Raw genomic sequence first — 16,173 nt, 5'->3', positions numbered from 1 at the left:
GGGTGAGCGGACCGTTCCGCAGGACGATGGTGGTGCTGCCGTCGCTCATCCTCCTGGCAGTGGTCGCGGCGGCCGGGACCGTGCTGCTCACCGAGCGTCAGGACCGGTCCGACCAGCTCAAGGAGGCCGAGCGGGTCGGCGCCACCTACTTCAGCGACGTCGCCGACTTCCAGCTGAAGATCCGGCGTGTCATGACCGACGGGAAGAAGCGGAAGCCCGCTGACCTCAAGCGGTTCGTCGACGCCGCCCTGAAGGACCCGCCACGGCTCGGCCCGCCCCCAGAGGGCGCCAGCCGGTCGCGCACCTACCGCGAGGCGCTGAAGGCGAGCAAGACCGTGCTGGACCCGTACCGGCGGCTCAGCAAGGCGTTGGGCCGGTCCATCGCGGCGGAACCGTTCGTGAAGGCGGCGGACGCGGCACTCCACAAGGACCCGGCCGCGCTGGCGGGATTCCTCGTGTTCGAGAGCGCGCCGCTGCGCACCGAGGTGATCCCCGAGCTCGTCCGCGCCCGGGACGCGTTCCGGAGCACGAAGGTGCCCAAGGGCGCGGAGGACGTCGCGGTCAAGGTCGACGGAGCGATCACGTTCGCGATCGGCCAGGTCGGGGTGATGGCCGACCGCGCCGAGGACGGGAAGTCCTACGAGTTCGACTACGGCGACGAGTACGACGCCGCCCTCCAGGCGGTCAAGAACTACGCGATCAAGGTCGACGCGGACCTCGCGGAGGCCGTCGACCGCGTCGCGGGGGAGCGCACGACCTAGTCTCCGCGAAATGTGACGCTCAAGGCGTCATCCGAGCCGAATGACGCCGTGAGCGTCACATTTCGGGAAGTCGGCGGCGCATGGGGACGTGGGGGATCCCGGCCTCCATGAAGTTCTCGCCGCACCGCTCGTAGCCGAAGCCCTCGTACCAGCGCTCGAGATACGCCTGGGCGTTCAGGCCGAGGCGGCCGTCGCCCCAGAGCCGATGGACCTCCTCCATCAGAGCGGTGGACAGACCGCGGCCGCGCTGGTCGCGGCGCGTGCAGACCCGGCCGATGCGTCGCTCACCGTCGTCGGCGACGTAGACACGGAGGTAGCTCGTGGGCCCGTCCTCGTCCTCGGTCCAGAAGTGCGTCGTCTCGGGCAGCAGGTCCTTGCCGTCGACGTCCTCGACCTCGCACCGCTGCTCGACGCTGAACACGGCGTCCCGGATCTTCCAGATGTCGTAGACGTCCTGGGCGGTGAGCCGGTCGCCGTCGACGCGGCGGACGTCGCTCATGCGCCGCACTCGCTGCACGTCCCGAAGACCTCGAGCGTGTGGGCGACGTCGGAGAAGCCGTGCTCGGCGGCCACGCGATCGGCCCACTTCTCCACGGCCGGCCCCTCGACCTCGACGGTGCGGCCGCAGTCGCGGCACACCAGGTGATGGTGATGACCGGCGCTGCAGCGGCGGTAGAGGACCTCGCCGTCGTCGCCGCGCAGCGAGTCGACCTCGGCCGCGTCGACCAGGTACTGCAAGTTGCGGTAGACGGTGGACAGGCCGACCTTGTCGCCGCGCCGGACCAGGATGTCGTGGATCTCCTGCGCGCTGGCGAACCCGTCGAGGTCGTCGAGGATGGCTCCGACGGCTCGGCGTTGGCGGGTGTTGCGGGCGGTCTCGACCATGGCTCCTCCTACGTCGATTCCGGGGTGATCAGGGCCGGGCGGCGGCGGACCAGGGCGCCGACCAGGGCGGCCACCCCGAATCCGGCGAGGGCCAGCAGGACGATGGTGGGCCCCGGCTGGGCGTCGATCTCGTAGCTGGTGACGACGCCGCCGAGCGCCGCCAGCAGGCCGATGAGCATCGCGGCGACGTGCGTGGTGCGGAAGCTGCGGGTCAGCTGCTGCGCCGCGGCGACCGGGACCACCATCAGCGCGGACACCAGGAGGAGACCCACGGTGCGCATGGCCACCGTGATGGTCACGGCGGCCATCACGGCGATCAGGATGCTGTAGGCGCGAACCGGCACGCCGCTCACGCGGGCGTGGTCCTCGTCCTGGCAGACCGCGAAGAGCTGGGGCGACAGAACGGTGGCGATCGCGATCACGACGATCCCGAGCCCGCCGATGAGCCACAGGTCGGCGGTCGAGACGGTGGTGATGGAGCCGAAGAGGTAGCGGTTGAGCGTGGCGGCACTGTCGCCGGCGAGGTTGGTGAGCAACACGCCGCCGGCGATCCCGCCGTAGAAGAGCATCGCGAGCGCGACGTCGCCACTGGTGCGGCCGTACATCCGGAGCAGCTCGATGACGATCGCGCCAAGCCCCGCCACGAGGACGGCGGTGATCAGCGGCGTGACGCCGGTGAGCAGGCCGAGGGCGACGCCGGTCAGGGCGACGTGCCCGATGCCGTCGCCGAGCAGGGCCAGCCGGCGCTGCACGAGGAACGTGCCGATCGCCGGCGCGGCCAGACCGGTGAACGTGGCGGCCACGAGCGCGCGCCGCATGAAGTCGAAGTCGAGCAGCTCGAGCATCACCACACCCCCTCGGCGCCGGGCACGTCGATGCGCGTCTCCCGGGTGGCGTGGTGGTGCACGTGCTCGTGCTCCTCGCCGGTGACGCCGGAGACCGGCCCGTCGTACCGGACCACGCCGTCGTGCAGGACGACGGCGCGGTCGATCAGGACGCGCATGGGGCCGAGCTCGTGCGCCACGAGGAGCACCGAGACGCCGTCGCGGGACAGGTCGCCGAGGAGCTCGGCCAGCGACTCCTGGTGACGGTGGTCGACGCCGGCGGTCGGCTCGTCCATGACGAGCAGGTCGGCGCCGGTGACGAGCGCCCGTGCGATGAGGACGCGCTGCTGCTGGCCGCCGGAGAGGTCGGCGAGCGACGACCGGAGCCGGTCGCCGAGACCGACGCGGTCGACGGCCGCCTCGACGGCCTCGCGGTCGGCCCGGCCGCCGAACCCCAGGTAGGGACGGCGGGGGAGCCGTCCGCTCATGACGACCTCGTGGACGGTGGCCGGCACGCCGGCGACGGCGCGGGAGCGCTGCGGCACGTACCCGATCCGGCGACGGTCCCGGAACCGGGCGAGCGGGGTGCCGAACAGCTCGACCGAGCCGGAGTCGAGCGGCACCAGGCCCACCGCGGCGCGCACGAGGGTGGACTTCCCCGAGCCGTTCGCGCCGAGCAGCGTCACGAACTCGCCCGGAGCCACGTCGAGGTCGACGCCGGTGAGCACCCGGCGACCGTCGAGCGTGACCGTGGCGCCGGTGACGCGCAGCACCGGCTGGTCGGACGAGGTGGGCTGGGTCATGAGCAGGCGTTCGCCTTCCGGATCGCCTCGAGGTTCTGGCGCATCAGCGTCAGGTACGTCTGGTCGCTGGTGTCGTCGGACAGGCCCTCGATCGGGTCGAGCGTAGCCGTGTGCGCGCCGGTCTCCCGGGCGATGGCATCCGCGATCGCCGGGCTCACCAGCTCCTCGGTGAAGATCGTGGTCACGTGCTGCTTCTCGACGAGGCGGCTGATGGACGCCAGCTGAGCCGGTGAGGGCTCCGCCGACGGGTCGACTCCGGCGATCGGCACCTGCGTCAGCCCGTACCGCTTCGCCAGGTGTCCGAACGCCTCGTGGCTGGTGACGATCGTGTCCCGCTCGCAGTGTGCGAGGCCGGCACGCAGGTCGTGGTCGAGCGTCATCAGGGCGGCGGTCAGCTTGTCCGCGTTCGCGCGGTACGTCGCCGCGTGGTCGGGGTCGAGCTCGACGAGCCGGTCGCGCACCGCCGCCGTGAGGGCCACCATCGTGGCCGGGTCGAGCCAGGTGTGCGGGTCGCGGGCGTCGACGAGCTTCGCGACGTCGATCGTCGTTCCCGGCTTGCGACCCGCCTGGTCTACCGCGTCGTCGACGGCGGCCTGGAAGTGGCGCTGGTAGACGACGAGGTCGGCGGTCTGCACGGCCCCGACCTGCTTGGGCCGCAGCTCGAGGTCGTGCGGCTCGACGCCGGGGGAGGTGAGGCTGTCGACCTCCACGTCCGCGCCGCCGACCTGCTCGGCGACGTAGGCGAAGGGGTAGAAGGCCGTCTCCACGCGGATGGTGCCCGAGTCGCTCCCGCCGCAGGCGACCAGGAGCGGGGCGAGGAGCAGCAGGGCCAAGACCTTCATGGGAATGATTCTCATCAAAGATGGGAACCGTTGTCAACTCGGTTCCGGCGCGAGGAGCGCCTGCGTCCGTCGATAGAGTTGAGGAATGGCTTCACGCACCGACACCGTCATCTCCCTCGCCAAGCGGCGAGGGTTCGTCTACCAGTGCGGGGAGATCTACGGCGGTACCAAGTCCGCGTGGGACTACGGGCCGCTCGGCGTGGAGCTCAAGGACAACATCAAGCGGCAGTGGTGGCGCTCGATGGTGCAGGGCCGTGACGACGTCGTCGGCCTCGACTCCTCGGTCATCCTGCCCACCCCGGTGTGGGAGGCGTCCGGCCACCTGGCCGCGTTCGTCGACCCGCTGGTGGAGTGCCAGAGCTGTCACCGCCGCTTCCGGCAGGACCACCTGCAGGAGGAGTTCGCCGAGAAGAAGGGCCTGGACGACCCCGACGCCGTCGAGATGACGCTGATCGCGTGCCCGCACTGCGGCACCAAGGGGCAGTGGACCGAGCCGCGCATGTTCAACGGCCTGCTGAAGACGTACCTCGGCCCGGTCGAGTCCGAGGAGGGGCTGCACTACCTGCGCCCCGAGACCGCGCAGGGCATCTTCATCAACTTCGCCCAGGTGCTCACCACGTCGCGCAAGAAGCCGCCGTTCGGCATCGGCCAGATCGGCAAGAGCTTCCGCAACGAGATCACGCCGGGCAACTTCATCTTCCGCACCCGCGAGTTCGAGCAGATGGAGATGGAGTTCTTCGTCGAGCCCGGCACCGACGAGGAGTGGCACCAGACCTGGATCGACACCCGGATGGCCTGGTACACCGGCCTGGGCATCGACGCGGAGAACCTGCGACTGTACGAGCACCCGCAGGAGAAGCTCTCGCACTACTCCAAGCGCACGGTCGACATCGAGTACCGCTTCCAGTTCGCCGGTTCGGAGTGGGGCGAGCTCGAGGGCATCGCCAACCGCACCGACTTCGACCTGACCACGCACAGCAAGCACTCCGGGCAGGACCTGTCGTACTTCGACCAGGCCAGCGGCGAGCGCTACACGCCGTACGTGATCGAGCCGGCAGCCGGCGTGAACCGGTCGATGATGGCGTTCCTCGTCGACGCGTACGCCGAGGACGAGGCCCCCAACACCAAGGGCGGCGTCGACACGCGCGTCGTGCTGCGGCTCGACCCGCGGCTCGCGCCGTGCAAGGCGGCCGTGCTGCCACTGTCGCGCAACGAGAAGCTCTCGCCCGCCGCGCGCGACCTGGCCGCCGAGCTGCGCGGGTTCTGGAACGTCGACTTCGACGACGCCGGGGCCATCGGCAAGCGCTACCGCCGCCAGGACGAGATCGGCACGCCGTTCTGCATCACGGTCGACTTCGACACCCTCGACGACCAGGCCGTCACGATCCGCGACCGCGACTCGATGGCCCAGGAGCGCGTCTCGCTCGCCCAGGTCCGTGAGTGGCTCGCGGCGCGTCTCCCCGGGTGCTGACACGCCCGTGGGTGACAATCGGCGCGTGAAGCCCGTACCGAGCTCCCGTCGTCCGCTCGTCGCAGCCGCCCTGGCCGCGGCCCTGCTCGTGGCCGGGTGCTCGTCGGGGAGCGGCGGCGACGACGAGCCGAAGGCGGACGTGCCCAAGGGCTTCGACGTGCCCGCGGGCGTCACGCTGACGGCGGCGGGCAGCACGGTCAAGGCCGGCGAGTCCGCCAGCGTCGTGTACGAGGTCGACGACGCGGCCAGCGCGATCACCGTCCGCGTCAAGGCGGTGCGGAAGGGCACGATGAAGGACTTCCGGTTCTTCTCCCTCGACGCGGCCGGCCGGGCGTCCACCCCGTACTACGTCGACGTCGCGGTGCGGAACGAGGGACCGGCGGGCCTCGGCGGCGTCACGCTCCCGGTGCTCGCCCACACGGCGTCGAACACGGTCTACCCGCCGAACGAGCTGGTCGGCACGTTCAAGCCGTGCCCGTCGTCGGCGCTGCCCAAGAGCTTCCTCAAGGGTGCGACGGCGCAGCTCTGCATGATCTTCCTGCTGCCGAAGGGCGAGACCCTCAGCACGGTGGACCTGCAGACCGGCTCGGAGGCCGACGCCATCCACTGGCGCCCCTGACCGCCGGCCCGGCCGTGACAGGTGTCATGGCCAGGTCGTGACGCAGGGCCGAGGTCTCGGCCGTCCGTCGCGGACAGGCTGGCGTCATGATCGAATCCACTGCGGCCGTCGAGCTCGACGGCATCACGAAGACGTTCGGCCCGGTCCGGGCCGTCGACGGTCTCGACCTGCGGATCAACCCCGGTGAGGTCGTCGCGTTCCTGGGCCCGAACGGGGCCGGCAAGACCACCACGATCGACATGCTGCTCGGCCTCTCGCATCCGACGTCGGGGACCGTGAAGGTGTTCGGCGGCGACGCGCGACGCGCCGTGGCGCTCGGCCGCGTCTCGGCGGTCATGCAGACCGGCGGCCTGCTGAAGGACTTCACCGTCCGCGAGACGGTCGAGCTGACCGCCTCGCTGTTCCGGCCGGCCCGGTCGGTCGACGAAGTCCTGGAGCGCGCGGGCATCGCCGACGTCGCGGACCGGCTGGTCGGCAAGGCGTCCGGTGGGCAGCAGCAGCGGCTGCGGTTCGCGCTCGCCCTCGTGCCGGACCCGGACCTGCTGATCCTCGACGAGCCCACCACGGGCATGGACGTGCAGGGCCGCCGCGACTTCTGGGACGCCATCCGGACCGACGCTGCGCGGGGCCGGACCACCGTGTTCGCCACGCACTACCTCGAGGAGGCCGACGCCTACGCTGACCGGATCGTCCTGGTACGCCGCGGCCGCGTCGTCGCCGACGGCACGGCCGCCGAGATCAAGTCGCTGGCCGCCGGCCGCACCGTCCGCGCGACGCTCCGTGCCCCGGACGTCGAGGCCATCACCACCGTCCCCGGCGTCGACTCGGTCGACGTCCGCGGCGACTCCGTCATCGTCCACGGGTCCGACAGCGACGCCGTCGCCCGCTACCTGCTGAACCACACCGACGCCCGCGACCTCGAGGTCACGTCGCGCAACCTCGAGGACGCCTTCATGGCGCTCACCGGGGATCCCGAGCCCGAAGGAGCCCACGCATGAGCACGACCACCACCGCCGGCCTCGCTCGCCGGACCCCGCCCCTGGGCGGCTTCTCCTGGCCGTTCCTGCGGCTGGAGCTGCAGCGACTGCTGCGCAACCGCCGCGCCGTGATCTTCACCCTGATCATGCCGAGCGCGTTCTTCCTGCTGTTCGGCACGGACGGCGACTACAAGACGCAGGCCACCAGCCACGGCAACGTGACCGCGTACATCATGGTGAGCATGGCGGTCTACGGCGCCATGATCGCGACCACGTCGGGCGGTGCGATGGTCGCCACGGAGCGGGCGCTGGGCTGGAGCCGTCAGCTGCGGCTCACCCCGCTGCACCCCGTCGCCTACGTCGCGATCAAGACGGCGGTCGCGATGTCGATGGCTGCCGTCGCGATCATCGTGGTCATGGTCATCGGCCAGTTCTTCGGTGCCGACGCCCCGACCTGGCGGCTCGTCCTGTGCGCGCTGCTCGGCTGGCTGTGCAGCGCGGTGTTCGCCGCGCTGGGCCTGTTCGTCGGGTACCTGCTGCCGAGCGAGAACGTCATGCAGGTGCTGGGTCCGGTGCTCGCGCTGCTGTCCTTCGCCGGCGGCCTGTTCCTGCCCCTCAGCGAGATGAGCGACGTGTTCGCGTCGATCGCCAAGCTCAGCCCGGCGTATGGCGTCGGGGTCATCGCGCGCTGGCCCATCGACACCGACCAGGGGAACCTCGCGATCGCTGTGGTGAACGTGGTCGTCTGGCTGGCCCTGTTCGCCGCCGGGGCCGCCTGGCGGATGAGCAAGGACACCCAGCGGGTCTGATGACTACGCTCGGGCCGGTGAGGAGCCCCGCAAGCCTGGTCATGCTGCCGACCGCCGAGGAGCCGTTCCGCTGGGGACGGCTCCTCGGGGCCGGGATCTGGCTGGTGTTCCTGGGCAGCCCGCTCGGTGCCGTCCTCGACGCCGGCGGCTGGCGCCAGGACCTCGGCATCGCGGGCCTCGTCCTGCTGCTCCTGACCTACCTGTACGGGTTGAGCCTGATCCGGACGATCCACATCGAGCACCACTACGTCCTCGCCTGGACGCTGGTGCTGACGACGCTGGTCGCCTGGGTCGCCGTCGTTCCTGGAGCACAGGACCAGTCGCTGACCTGCCTGGTCTTCGTGGCCGCCCTCGCGACGTCGATCCTGCCGCAGTGGCACGGGCTCGCCGTGGCCTTCGCGATGTTCGTGGTCACGACCGTGACCGGACTGACGGTCGACGGGTGGGAGACCCACGGCAACAACTTCGCCGTCGTGCTCGCCACCGCGGCGACGTTCTCCTTCCGCCTCGCCTGGCAGCGCAACGCCCGGCTGATCGCCGCCGAGCGAGAGCTGTCGGAGATGGCGGTCGAGGACGAGCGCTCCCGCATCGCCCGCGACCTGCACGACATCCTCGGCCACTCGCTCACCGTCATCTCGGTGAAGGCCGAGCTCGCCGGCCGGATGATGGACGTCGACCCCGAGCGCGCCCGGGCCGAGATCGACGACCTGCAACGCCTGTCGCGTGATGCCCTCGCCGACGTCCGCGCGACGGCGCAGGGGATCCGCGGCATCTCGTTGCCCGGCGAGATCGCATCGGCCCGCTCCGCCCTGGAGTCCGCCGGGATCGAGCCACATCTGCCGACCGTCGCGGACGAGGTGCCGTCGCGGTGGCGCGAGCTCTACGCCTGGACGGTGCGCGAGGGCGTCACGAACGTCATCCGGCACAGCGGCGCCTCGTGGTGCGAGGTCGAGGTCGACGCGATCAGCGTGATCGTGCGCGACGACGGGGTCGGACCGGTCACCGAGGGTGACGGCAGCGGACTCGAGGGCCTGCGGCAGCGTGCCCGACTGGTCGGGGCCACGGTCATCACCGGCCCGGGTCGAGACGGGCGCGGCTTCGAGCTCACCGTCGAGGTGCCGCTGTGATCCGGTTGCTGCTGGCCGACGACCAGGCCCTCGTCCGCGGAGCCCTCGCGGCGCTGCTGCAGCTCGAGGACGACCTGGAGGTCGTGGCCGAGGTCGCCCGCGGCGACGAGGTGCTGCCCGCAGTCCTCGAGCACCGGCCCGACGTCGCCCTGCTGGACGTGGAGATGCCGGGCCTCGACGGTCTCAGCGCCGCCCGCGAGGTGGTCGCCCGGGTGCCGGCCTGCCGCGTCCTGATGGTCACCACGTTCGGGCGCCCCGGCTACCTCAAGCAAGCGATGGAGGCCGGGGCGAGCGGCTTCGTCGTCAAGGACACGCCCGCGCGCCAGCTGGCCGACGCCGTGCGGCGGGTGCACAGCGGGCTCCGCGTCGTCGACCCCGCACTGGCGGCAGAGTCGCTGACCCAGGGGGCGTCGCCGCTGACCGAGCGTGAGACGGACGTGCTGCGCGCCGCCAGCGACGGCGGGACGGTGGCCGACATCGCCCGCGAGCTGGTCCTGTCCGAGGGGACCGTGCGCAACCACCTGTCGAATGCGATCGGGAAGACCGGCGCCCGGACGCGCGCCGAGGCGGTGCGGGTGGCCGTCGACAACGGCTGGCTCGTCCCGCGCTGAGCGTCAGTCGCTGCTGAGCTCCTCGCGGCTCATGCCGACGCGGTCGAGCGTGCTCTCGTCGGCATGGCGCATCCCCAGCAGCGCCAGGCGGAGCTGACGGCGGGCCAGGTCGGCGTCGGCCTCGGCGGGCACGGCGCCGGGGAGCGGCCGGGACAGGCGGACGAGCAGCGTGCCGAGGTCGGCGAACGTCACGGTGCGGGGGAGCGACCCGTCCTCGTGGGCCCGGTCGATCAGACCCTGGAGCACGGCGGCGCCCGTCTCTCGCTGCGGCCCGAGCTCGGCGTCGTGCAGGTCGAGGCGGTCCATGAGCATCGGGATCAGGGCCGACGTCCGGAGGTCGAGGGCGGCGAGCGCGTATGCCTCGATGGCGTCGAAGCCGACCTCGTGGTCGGCGTCGGCCTTCTCGGCGGCCTCCTGCGCCTGCGCGAGCGCGTCGAGGACGAGCGCCTTGAACAGGCCGTCGCGGTCGCCGAAGCGGCGGTAGAGGGTGCCGATGCCGACGCCGGCCTCCTTCGCGATCTCGTCCAGCGCGACGGTCGGGCCGTGCTGCAGTACGACCCGGCGTGCGGCGTCGAGCACCTGGTGGCGGTTGCGGCGGGCGTCGGAACGGAGGCCGTCCGGAGAGCTCATGACTCGAGGCTAGCAAACAACCGGAGAAAATTCCTCCGTATCCCTTGACGGCACGTCCGCGGCGTGCCTACGGTGAAACGGAGAGAAATCCTCCACATCAGATCATCGGGAGTCATCATGAACACCCAGCTCGAGACCCAGGACGCTCCACCGGCACGCGACAGCCGCTGGACCGCGCTGGTCGTCATCGCCGTGGCCCAGCTGATGGTCGCGCTGGACGCGACCGTCGTGAACATCGCCCTGCCGTCGGCGCAGTCGGCGCTCGACTTCTCCGACGCCGAGCGCGCCTGGGTCGTCACCGCCTACACCTGCTCGGTCGCCGGCCTGCTGCTGCTCGGCGGACGCGTGGCCGATCGGTTCGGCCGGCGTCGCAGCTTCCTCGTCGGCCTCGCCGGGTTCGCCGGAGCGTCGGCGCTCGCCGGCGCCGCCCCGAGCCTCGGGCTGCTGATCGCCGGCCGGGCCCTCCAGGGTGCGTTCGCAGCGGTCCTCGCGCCCACGGCGCTCTCGCTGATCGCCGTTACCTTCACGGACGGCAAGGAGCGCGCCAAGGCCTTCGGCGTCTACGGCGCGGTCGCGTCGTCCGGCGCGGCGGTCGGTCTCCTGGTCGGGGGAGCGATGACCGAGTACGCCGGCTGGCGCTGGTGCCTGTACATCAACGTCGCGATCGCGTTCGCCGCGTTCGCCGTCGGCAGCCGGGTGCTGCCGAAGGGCGACGGCCAGCAGGGCGGCGGGATCGACGTGCTGTCCGGTGCGCTGGTCACCGGCGGCCTCGCGGCGATCGTGTTCGGCTGCGCCCAGGCCGCGGACGGCTGGGCGTCGATCTCGGTCGTCCTGCCGATCGTCGGAGGTCTTGCCGGCGTGGCGGCCTTCCTGGCGCGCCAGGCCCGGATGGCCCAGCCGCTGCTGCCGCTGTTCATCCTCACCGACCGCGCCCGGATCGGCGCCTACCTGTCGGTCGCCTGCGCGGTCGTCGGGTCGTTCGGGATGTTCCTGATGCTGACCTACCACTTCCAGGCGGTCCTCGGCTGGAGCCCGGTGCGGACCGGTCTGGCGTTCCTGCCCCTGTCCGTGGCGGTGTCGGTCGGATCCTTCGGGTTGGGCAGCCGGTTGCTGCCGAAGGTCGCGCCGCGCACGCTGGTCGTGCCCGGCCTGCTCGTCGCCGCGACCGGCCTGTTCCTGCTGTCCGGTCTCAGCCCGGAGAGCAGCTACCTCGCCAGGATCCTGCCGGCAGAGGTGCTGCTCGGCATCGGCATGGGCTGCGTCTTCACGCCCGCCATCAGCGTCGCGACCAGCGCCATCGACATGCGGTACGCGGGCGTCGCGGCGGCCACCGCGAACACCTTCATGCAGGTCGGCGGCTCGGTCGGCACGGCGGTGCTGAACAGCGTCGCGGTCTCGGTCACCGCGTCGGCCGGGGTGGGTGCCGCGGCCGTCGTCGAGGGTTTCGCGACCGCCACCACCTGCGCCGCCGTCCTGCTGGTGGCTGCGGCGACCGCCGCCGCCGCCCTGATCACCAAGGGAGAATGAGCACCATGAGCGTCACCCTGAACCACACGATCGTCCGGTCCACGGACAAGCACGCCTCGGCGCAGTTCCTGGTCGACATCCTGGGCCTGCCCGAGCCGGCCACCTACGGCCCGTTCGTGGTCGTCGAGGTCGCCAACGGCGTCTCGCTCGACTACGCCGACGACCACGGCCGCGTGCACCCGCAGCACTACGCGTTCATGGTCTCCGACGACGAGTTCGACGCCATCCACGCGCGGATCGTCGCGCGCGGCCTGCCCTACTGGGCTGACCCGTTCCACCGGATCCCGAACGAGGTCAACACGAACGACGGGGGTCGCGGCCTCTACTGGGACGACCCGGACGGCCACAACCTGGAGATCATCACGGTGCCCTACGGAGGGTGATCGTTTTTGTCGGTGACGGGGCGGCTGGGACACTGGGGAGATGCCCGTGACCCAGCCGCTGCGCCTCGGTGACCTCCAGGTCCCCGTGCCGGTCGTGCTCGCGCCGATGGCGGGCGTCACGAACGTCGCGTTCCGCCAGCTGTGCGCGGAGCACGGCGGGGGTGCCGGGCCCCGGGCGGCTGATTCAGGACCGGCTGGACTCTACGTCTGCGAGATGATCACGTCGCGCGGCATCGTGGAGGGCGACCGCACGAGCCTGTCGATGCTGACGTTCGCCGACGACGAGTCCGTGCGCTCGGTGCAGCTGTACGGCATCGACCCCGTCTACATCGGCAAGGCGGTCGAGATCCTCTGTGCCGACCACGGCGTCGCGCACGTCGACCTGAACTTCGGCTGCCCGGTCCCCAAGGTCACGCGCAAGGGCGGAGGAGCGGCGCTGCCGTGGAAGGCCACCCTGCTCGGCGAGATCCTCACCGCCGCGGTGGAGGCGGCCGAGCCCTACGGCGTGCCGGTGACGATGAAGACCCGGAAAGGCATCGACGACGACCACCTCACCTACCTCGACGCCGGCCACATCGCGGAGGACGCCGGCTGCGCGGCGATCGCGCTGCACGGCCGGACCGCGGCCCAGCACTACTCCGGCTCCGCCGACTGGTCCGCGATCGGCGAGCTCAAGGCCGCCGTCGGTATCCCCGTGCTCGGCAACGGCGACATCTGGGAGGCCGCCGACGCGATCCGCATGGTCGAGGAGACCGGCTGCGACGGCGTCGTCGTCGGCCGCGGCTGCCTCGGGCGCCCCTGGCTCTTCCGCGACCTCGCGGAGTCCTTTCGACAGGCTCAAGGATCGGTCCTTGAGCCTGTCGAAAGGACTCTTCCCACGCTGGGTGAGGTCTCGACGATCATGCGACGGCACGCTGTCCTCCTCGGCGACTGGCTGGGCGAGGAGCGCGGTTGCGTCGAGTTCCGCAAGCACGTCGCCTGGTACCTCAAGGGGTTCCGCGCCGGCCCGTCCGTGCGCTCGCGCCTGGGCACGGTCTCGTCCTACGCCGCCCTCGACGCGTTGCTCGACGAGCTCGACCCGAGCGAGCCGTACCCGGTCGACCAGCTCGGCACCCCGCGCGGACGGCAGGGCTCACCGCGCAAGGTCGTGCTGCCCGACGGGTGGCTCGGGTCCCGCGAGCTGGCCGCGCCGCTCTCCGCCGACGCCGAGGACGCCACCAGCGGCGGTTAGCCCGCCTCCAGGTGCTCCTTCACCCGGGCGACGCTCGTGGCCACGTTGTCCTGCAGCGCGGCAAGGCGGTCGCTGTCGCCCATCACGAGCAGCTCGTACCCGACGAGGAGCACCGGCATGTCCTTCGCGAGCTCGACCGTCTCGGTGAGCCGCGTCGCGCCCGGGGCGGCACCAGGCTCGACCTGCCAGGTCCACCGGGTGAGGCTACCGGCGGTCACCGGGGTGAACGACAGCATCCGCCCCGGCTCGTAGGCGTCGACGTGACAGGTGGTCGCCCAGACGGCGGCGCGCTTCCGGTTCCACCCCCGGAACCGGGCCCCGACTACGGGGGCCGTCGCGCCGCGGAGCCAGCTCACGCGGAACGTCTCGGGACTCAGCTCGGGATATCGCAGCGGATCGCCCACCAGCGCCCACACGTCCTCCGGCGGACGGTCGACCTCGATGCTGCTCGTCGCGGTGTCGCCCTTGCGGAGCCTGCGGACCATGCGCGTCAGTGTGGCAGGCGGGCCCGGCGGGCGTGCTCGAGCTGGGCGAAGGCCAGCTCCCGGGCCCGGGGCGCGTCCAGGTGCGGGCCGTCGGCATCGACCGGCCCCTTGGGCGTGTGCACCTCGATCGTCGCCACCCCGAGCCGGCGCTGCAGGGGACCTTGCCGCAGCTCCACCGACTGCGTGCGGGCGTGCGGGACGACGTCGGTGGTCCGGGTCAGCCAGCCGGACCGGGCCACGAACGCGACGCCGTCGGCGGTCACCCAGCGGTAGCGCCAGCCGATCGGCGCGAACGGCCAGGAGCGGCGCGGCACCCGCACCGGGTCGTCGGCGTCCGCCCGTGCCCCGGGCACCATCTCCTCGAGCACCGCCGCGGCGAGCGCAGGGTCCGCGATGGGCAGCAGCGTGGAGCTGATGTCGGAGGAGTCGTCGCCGTCGTGAGCGGCCTGGCCGGCGACGTCGACCTCGAGCCGCTGCCATCCCAGCCGGCGCCAGACGTACGGCTCCTCGATCGCGACGCCCTGGACGCGGGCGAACGGGATGCTCTGCGACGTCCGGGAGAGCAGACCGCGCTCGATCCGGAAGCCGGTGGCGCTGCGGTACAGCGTGAAGTCCCACTGCTGCAGGACCCGTCGCCCGACGATCTGCACCACCCAGGTGCCCAGCGGCACGAGACCGCCGAGGAACGCGAGCACCTGCCCGAACCACACGGCAGCCACCGCGGCCGCGATCGTGCCGAGCACGGCGGCGAGGAAGTCGAGGGAGAGCAGGGTGCCGATGACGACACGTTCGGGCGAGACGTGCGCGATGACGTCGAGCTCCTCCTGCTCGTGGTGGTCGTCGGTCACCTCCCGGCCCTGCGCTCGGGCGAGCAGGATGCCGCGCAGCCGGCGGGCGTCGTCGAGCGACACGAAGCGCAGCGACGTCCGGGCGTTCTTGCCGCCCGCCATCTCGATGCGCAGCTCGGCCAGGCCGAGCACCCGGGCCAGGAACGGCTCCGCCACGTCGACGCTCTGGATCCGCTCGTACGGGATGCGGCGCGACGACTTCTGCAGCACGCCACTGCTGATCCGCAGCTCGGTTCCGTCGATGACGTAGCGCGTGAAGTACCAGGTGAGAAAGCCGAACCCGACGCCGATGAGCAGGCCTCCACCCACCGCGGCCACGAGGCTCAGCCAGATCGGCAGCTCGCCCCAGCCGTCGCCACTGACCAGCTGACCCACCAGACCGGCCACGGCCGCGCCGGCCCACAGCGTGCCCTGGACCAGACCGGTCAGCGGATGGGTGCGTGAGCCCTGGGACTCCTGCCCCGCGTCAGAGTCCGGCGCCATGGCTCTCGCCGAGCTCGGTGAGGCGGTTGCGCAGGCGGCGGGCCTCCTCGGCCGGGAGCCCGGGGATGTCGGCGGCGGTCTCCGTGCTCGCGGTGTGCAGGGTGACGGTGGCGATGCCGAACCGGCGGTCGACCGGTCCGGCCTGCACGTCGACGAACTGCATCCGGCCGTACGGCACGGCCACGAGGCGGCGGAACAGCACGCCGCCGGTGACCAGGAGGTCGTCCTCCTGCTCGGCGTAGCCCCAGCTGGCCGTGTTCCGAGCGGCCCAGCGCCACGTCCACGCCGCGGCCCCGAGCGCGACGACCGCGAGCGCGAGCAGGACGACCGGCCAGGGTCCGTCGGCCCACAGCAAGGCGGCCCCGACCAGCGCGATCGCGACGACGACGAGGGGCGGCACGAGGAGGATGCGGCGCACCGTTGTGAGCGCCGGCGACACCCTCGTCCAGGTGGTTCCCGGTGGGTCGAACAGGGCGTCGCTCACGCTGCCGACCCTACCCAGGGCAGGTTGACCCGGCTCGGCTCACGGTGGGACACTAAGAGACGCAGTCGTCGACTGCACACCCCTCATCGCCAGTGCCAGTTCTGGGAGGAACTCCATGGCCAAGGCTCTCCTCGGTTATGTCGGCGGTCCCACCACCGACCAGCTCCGTGAGACGGCCCGTCTACGTCAGCGCATCACCGACCTCGAGTCGGAGGTGCTGCGCCTGAAGATCGAGAACGAGGGTCTGCTGAAGACCCTCAGCGAGCGCGTCGACCACGTCACGGCCGGCGACCTCCTCGAGCCCCTCGCGCACTGACCTGACGCGCCCCCCGGACCGACGAGGTCGGTCCGTCGATTCGCCGACCCTGTCCTC

At 71.7% G+C, this 16,173-nt stretch carries 20 protein-coding genes; 11 read left to right on the top strand and 9 right to left on the bottom strand.

The window, feature by feature from the left end; all coding sequences use genetic code 11:
- The first annotated feature begins 2 nt into the window (after positions 1 to 2).
- Positions 3 to 761, top strand: coding sequence for a hypothetical protein (locus FHP06_RS07000; protein ID WP_147685231.1), 759 nt, complete (start codon positions 3 to 5; stop codon positions 759 to 761).
- Positions 762 to 816: 55 nt separating this feature from the next.
- On the opposite strand, the gene FHP06_RS06995 is transcribed toward FHP06_RS07000, so the two are convergent.
- Genes FHP06_RS06995 through FHP06_RS06975 form a run of 5 tightly spaced genes read right to left on the bottom strand, consistent with a single transcriptional unit; the run spans position 817 to position 4,115 of the window.
- Positions 817 to 1,260 (bottom strand): GNAT family N-acetyltransferase, encoded by a 444-nt coding sequence (locus FHP06_RS06995; protein ID WP_147685229.1) that lies wholly within the window; start codon positions 1,258 to 1,260, stop codon positions 817 to 819.
- Entirely contained in the window at positions 1,257 to 1,646 is a 390-nt protein-coding gene (locus tag FHP06_RS06990; RefSeq protein ID WP_147685227.1) for a Fur family transcriptional regulator, read from the bottom strand. The genes FHP06_RS06995 and FHP06_RS06990 overlap by 4 nt, the downstream gene beginning before the upstream one ends.
- Before the next feature lie 8 nt (positions 1,647 to 1,654).
- Positions 1,655 to 2,491, bottom strand: coding sequence for a metal ABC transporter permease (locus FHP06_RS06985; RefSeq protein WP_147685225.1), 837 nt, complete (start codon positions 2,489 to 2,491; stop codon positions 1,655 to 1,657).
- Positions 2,491 to 3,273 carry a metal ABC transporter ATP-binding protein gene (locus tag FHP06_RS06980; protein ID WP_147685223.1) on the bottom strand — a complete coding sequence of 261 codons (783 nt, stop codon included), beginning with the start codon at positions 3,271 to 3,273 and terminating at the stop codon, positions 2,491 to 2,493. Before FHP06_RS06980 ends, FHP06_RS06985 begins: the two co-directional genes overlap by 1 nt.
- The gene (locus FHP06_RS06975; protein ID WP_222706402.1) at positions 3,270 to 4,115 is read right to left on the bottom strand and encodes a metal ABC transporter substrate-binding protein; all 846 of its coding nucleotides are present in this window, start codon (positions 4,113 to 4,115) and stop codon (positions 3,270 to 3,272) included. The genes FHP06_RS06980 and FHP06_RS06975 overlap by 4 nt, the downstream gene beginning before the upstream one ends.
- Positions 4,116 to 4,200: 85 nt before the next feature.
- On the opposite strand from FHP06_RS06975, the gene FHP06_RS06970 reads away from it, so the two are divergent.
- The 6 genes from FHP06_RS06970 (at position 4,201) to FHP06_RS06945 (ending at position 9,729) form a co-directional block, all read left to right on the top strand.
- Positions 4,201 to 5,586, top strand: coding sequence for a glycine--tRNA ligase (locus tag FHP06_RS06970; RefSeq protein WP_147685220.1), 1,386 nt, complete (start codon positions 4,201 to 4,203; stop codon positions 5,584 to 5,586).
- 25 nt (positions 5,587 to 5,611) lie between these two features.
- Positions 5,612 to 6,205, top strand: coding sequence for a hypothetical protein (locus FHP06_RS06965; RefSeq protein ID WP_147685218.1), 594 nt, complete (start codon positions 5,612 to 5,614; stop codon positions 6,203 to 6,205).
- Between the two features lie 86 nt (positions 6,206 to 6,291).
- Positions 6,292 to 7,203: an ABC transporter ATP-binding protein gene (locus tag FHP06_RS06960; RefSeq protein WP_147685216.1), complete on the top strand. Its 912-nt coding sequence runs from the start codon at positions 6,292 to 6,294 to the stop codon at positions 7,201 to 7,203.
- A complete protein-coding gene (locus FHP06_RS06955; RefSeq protein ID WP_147685214.1) occupies positions 7,200 to 7,991 on the top strand; it encodes an ABC transporter permease in 792 nt (263 codons plus the stop codon). The genes FHP06_RS06960 and FHP06_RS06955 overlap by 4 nt, the downstream gene beginning before the upstream one ends.
- 17 nt (positions 7,992 to 8,008) lie before the next feature.
- Positions 8,009 to 9,118, top strand: a complete 1,110-nt coding sequence (locus FHP06_RS06950) for a sensor histidine kinase (protein ID WP_222706401.1) — start codon at positions 8,009 to 8,011, stop codon at positions 9,116 to 9,118.
- Entirely contained in the window at positions 9,115 to 9,729 is a 615-nt protein-coding gene (locus FHP06_RS06945; protein WP_147685212.1) for a response regulator transcription factor, read from the top strand. The genes FHP06_RS06950 and FHP06_RS06945 overlap by 4 nt, the downstream gene beginning before the upstream one ends.
- Before the next feature lie 3 nt (positions 9,730 to 9,732).
- Here FHP06_RS06945 and FHP06_RS06940 read toward each other — a convergent pair whose 3' ends face one another.
- A complete protein-coding gene (locus tag FHP06_RS06940) occupies positions 9,733 to 10,359 on the bottom strand; it encodes a TetR/AcrR family transcriptional regulator (RefSeq protein ID WP_147685210.1) in 627 nt (208 codons plus the stop codon).
- Positions 10,360 to 10,476: 117 nt separating this feature from the next.
- Between FHP06_RS06940 and FHP06_RS06935 the strand changes: the two genes are divergently transcribed.
- From FHP06_RS06935 to dusB, 3 genes are read left to right on the top strand one after another with little or no spacing between them, the layout of a single operon-like run.
- A complete protein-coding gene (locus FHP06_RS06935; RefSeq protein WP_147685208.1) occupies positions 10,477 to 11,886 on the top strand; it encodes an MFS transporter in 1,410 nt (469 codons plus the stop codon).
- Positions 11,887 to 11,891: 5 nt separating this feature from the next.
- Positions 11,892 to 12,269, top strand: coding sequence for a VOC family protein (locus FHP06_RS06930; protein WP_147685206.1), 378 nt, complete (start codon positions 11,892 to 11,894; stop codon positions 12,267 to 12,269).
- Between the two features lie 40 nt (positions 12,270 to 12,309).
- Complete coding sequence (dusB, locus tag FHP06_RS06925; protein ID WP_147685204.1) at positions 12,310 to 13,500, top strand: tRNA dihydrouridine synthase DusB; 1,191 nt, start codon at positions 12,310 to 12,312, stop codon at positions 13,498 to 13,500.
- Here dusB and FHP06_RS06920 read toward each other — a convergent pair.
- From FHP06_RS06920 to FHP06_RS06910, 3 genes are read right to left on the bottom strand one after another with little or no spacing between them, the layout of a single operon-like run.
- A complete protein-coding gene (locus FHP06_RS06920) occupies positions 13,497 to 13,985 on the bottom strand; it encodes an SRPBCC family protein (RefSeq protein WP_147685202.1) in 489 nt (162 codons plus the stop codon). The genes dusB and FHP06_RS06920 overlap by 4 nt on opposite strands.
- 5 nt (positions 13,986 to 13,990) lie before the next feature.
- Positions 13,991 to 15,316 carry a PH domain-containing protein gene (locus FHP06_RS06915; RefSeq protein WP_147685201.1) on the bottom strand — a complete coding sequence of 442 codons (1,326 nt, stop codon included), beginning with the start codon at positions 15,314 to 15,316 and terminating at the stop codon, positions 13,991 to 13,993.
- Positions 15,300 to 15,800, bottom strand: coding sequence for a PH domain-containing protein (locus FHP06_RS06910; RefSeq protein ID WP_230973435.1), 501 nt, complete (start codon positions 15,798 to 15,800; stop codon positions 15,300 to 15,302). The genes FHP06_RS06915 and FHP06_RS06910 overlap by 17 nt, the downstream gene beginning before the upstream one ends.
- 115 nt (positions 15,801 to 15,915) lie before the next feature.
- Here FHP06_RS06910 and FHP06_RS06905 point away from each other — a divergent pair, with 115 nt between their 5' ends.
- Positions 15,916 to 16,116, top strand: coding sequence for a hypothetical protein (locus FHP06_RS06905; protein WP_147685199.1), 201 nt, complete (start codon positions 15,916 to 15,918; stop codon positions 16,114 to 16,116).
- Positions 16,117 to 16,173 lie beyond the last annotated feature (57 nt).

Source organism: Aeromicrobium terrae (assembly GCF_008039565.1).
Classification (GTDB): domain Bacteria; phylum Actinomycetota; class Actinomycetes; order Propionibacteriales; family Nocardioidaceae; genus Aeromicrobium; species Aeromicrobium terrae.
This window is presented reverse-complemented; position numbering and strand designations above follow the sequence as displayed.

Coding starts and splice junctions, on each gene's coding strand:
- FHP06_RS06995 (WP_147685229.1), bottom strand. CDS start 1,260: ATGAGCGACGTCCGCCGCGTCGACGGCGACCGGCTCACCGCCCAGGAC.
- FHP06_RS06990 (WP_147685227.1), bottom strand. CDS start 1,646: ATGGTCGAGACCGCCCGCAACACCCGCCAACGCCGAGCCGTCGGAGCC.
- FHP06_RS06985 (WP_147685225.1), bottom strand. CDS start 2,491: ATGCTCGAGCTGCTCGACTTCGACTTCATGCGGCGCGCGCTCGTGGCC.
- FHP06_RS06980 (WP_147685223.1), bottom strand. CDS start 3,273: ATGACCCAGCCCACCTCGTCCGACCAGCCGGTGCTGCGCGTCACCGGC.
- FHP06_RS06975 (WP_222706402.1), bottom strand. CDS start 4,115: ATGAAGGTCTTGGCCCTGCTGCTCCTCGCCCCGCTCCTGGTCGCCTGC.
- FHP06_RS06970 (WP_147685220.1), top strand. CDS start 4,201: ATGGCTTCACGCACCGACACCGTCATCTCCCTCGCCAAGCGGCGAGGG.
- FHP06_RS06960 (WP_147685216.1), top strand. CDS start 6,292: ATGATCGAATCCACTGCGGCCGTCGAGCTCGACGGCATCACGAAGACG.
- FHP06_RS06955 (WP_147685214.1), top strand. CDS start 7,200: ATGAGCACGACCACCACCGCCGGCCTCGCTCGCCGGACCCCGCCCCTG.
- FHP06_RS06940 (WP_147685210.1), bottom strand. CDS start 10,359: ATGAGCTCTCCGGACGGCCTCCGTTCCGACGCCCGCCGCAACCGCCAC.
- FHP06_RS06935 (WP_147685208.1), top strand. CDS start 10,477: ATGAACACCCAGCTCGAGACCCAGGACGCTCCACCGGCACGCGACAGC.
- FHP06_RS06930 (WP_147685206.1), top strand. CDS start 11,892: ATGAGCGTCACCCTGAACCACACGATCGTCCGGTCCACGGACAAGCAC.
- dusB (WP_147685204.1), top strand. CDS start 12,310: ATGCCCGTGACCCAGCCGCTGCGCCTCGGTGACCTCCAGGTCCCCGTG.
- FHP06_RS06920 (WP_147685202.1), bottom strand. CDS start 13,985: ATGGTCCGCAGGCTCCGCAAGGGCGACACCGCGACGAGCAGCATCGAG.
- FHP06_RS06915 (WP_147685201.1), bottom strand. CDS start 15,316: ATGGCGCCGGACTCTGACGCGGGGCAGGAGTCCCAGGGCTCACGCACC.
- FHP06_RS06905 (WP_147685199.1), top strand. CDS start 15,916: ATGGCCAAGGCTCTCCTCGGTTATGTCGGCGGTCCCACCACCGACCAG.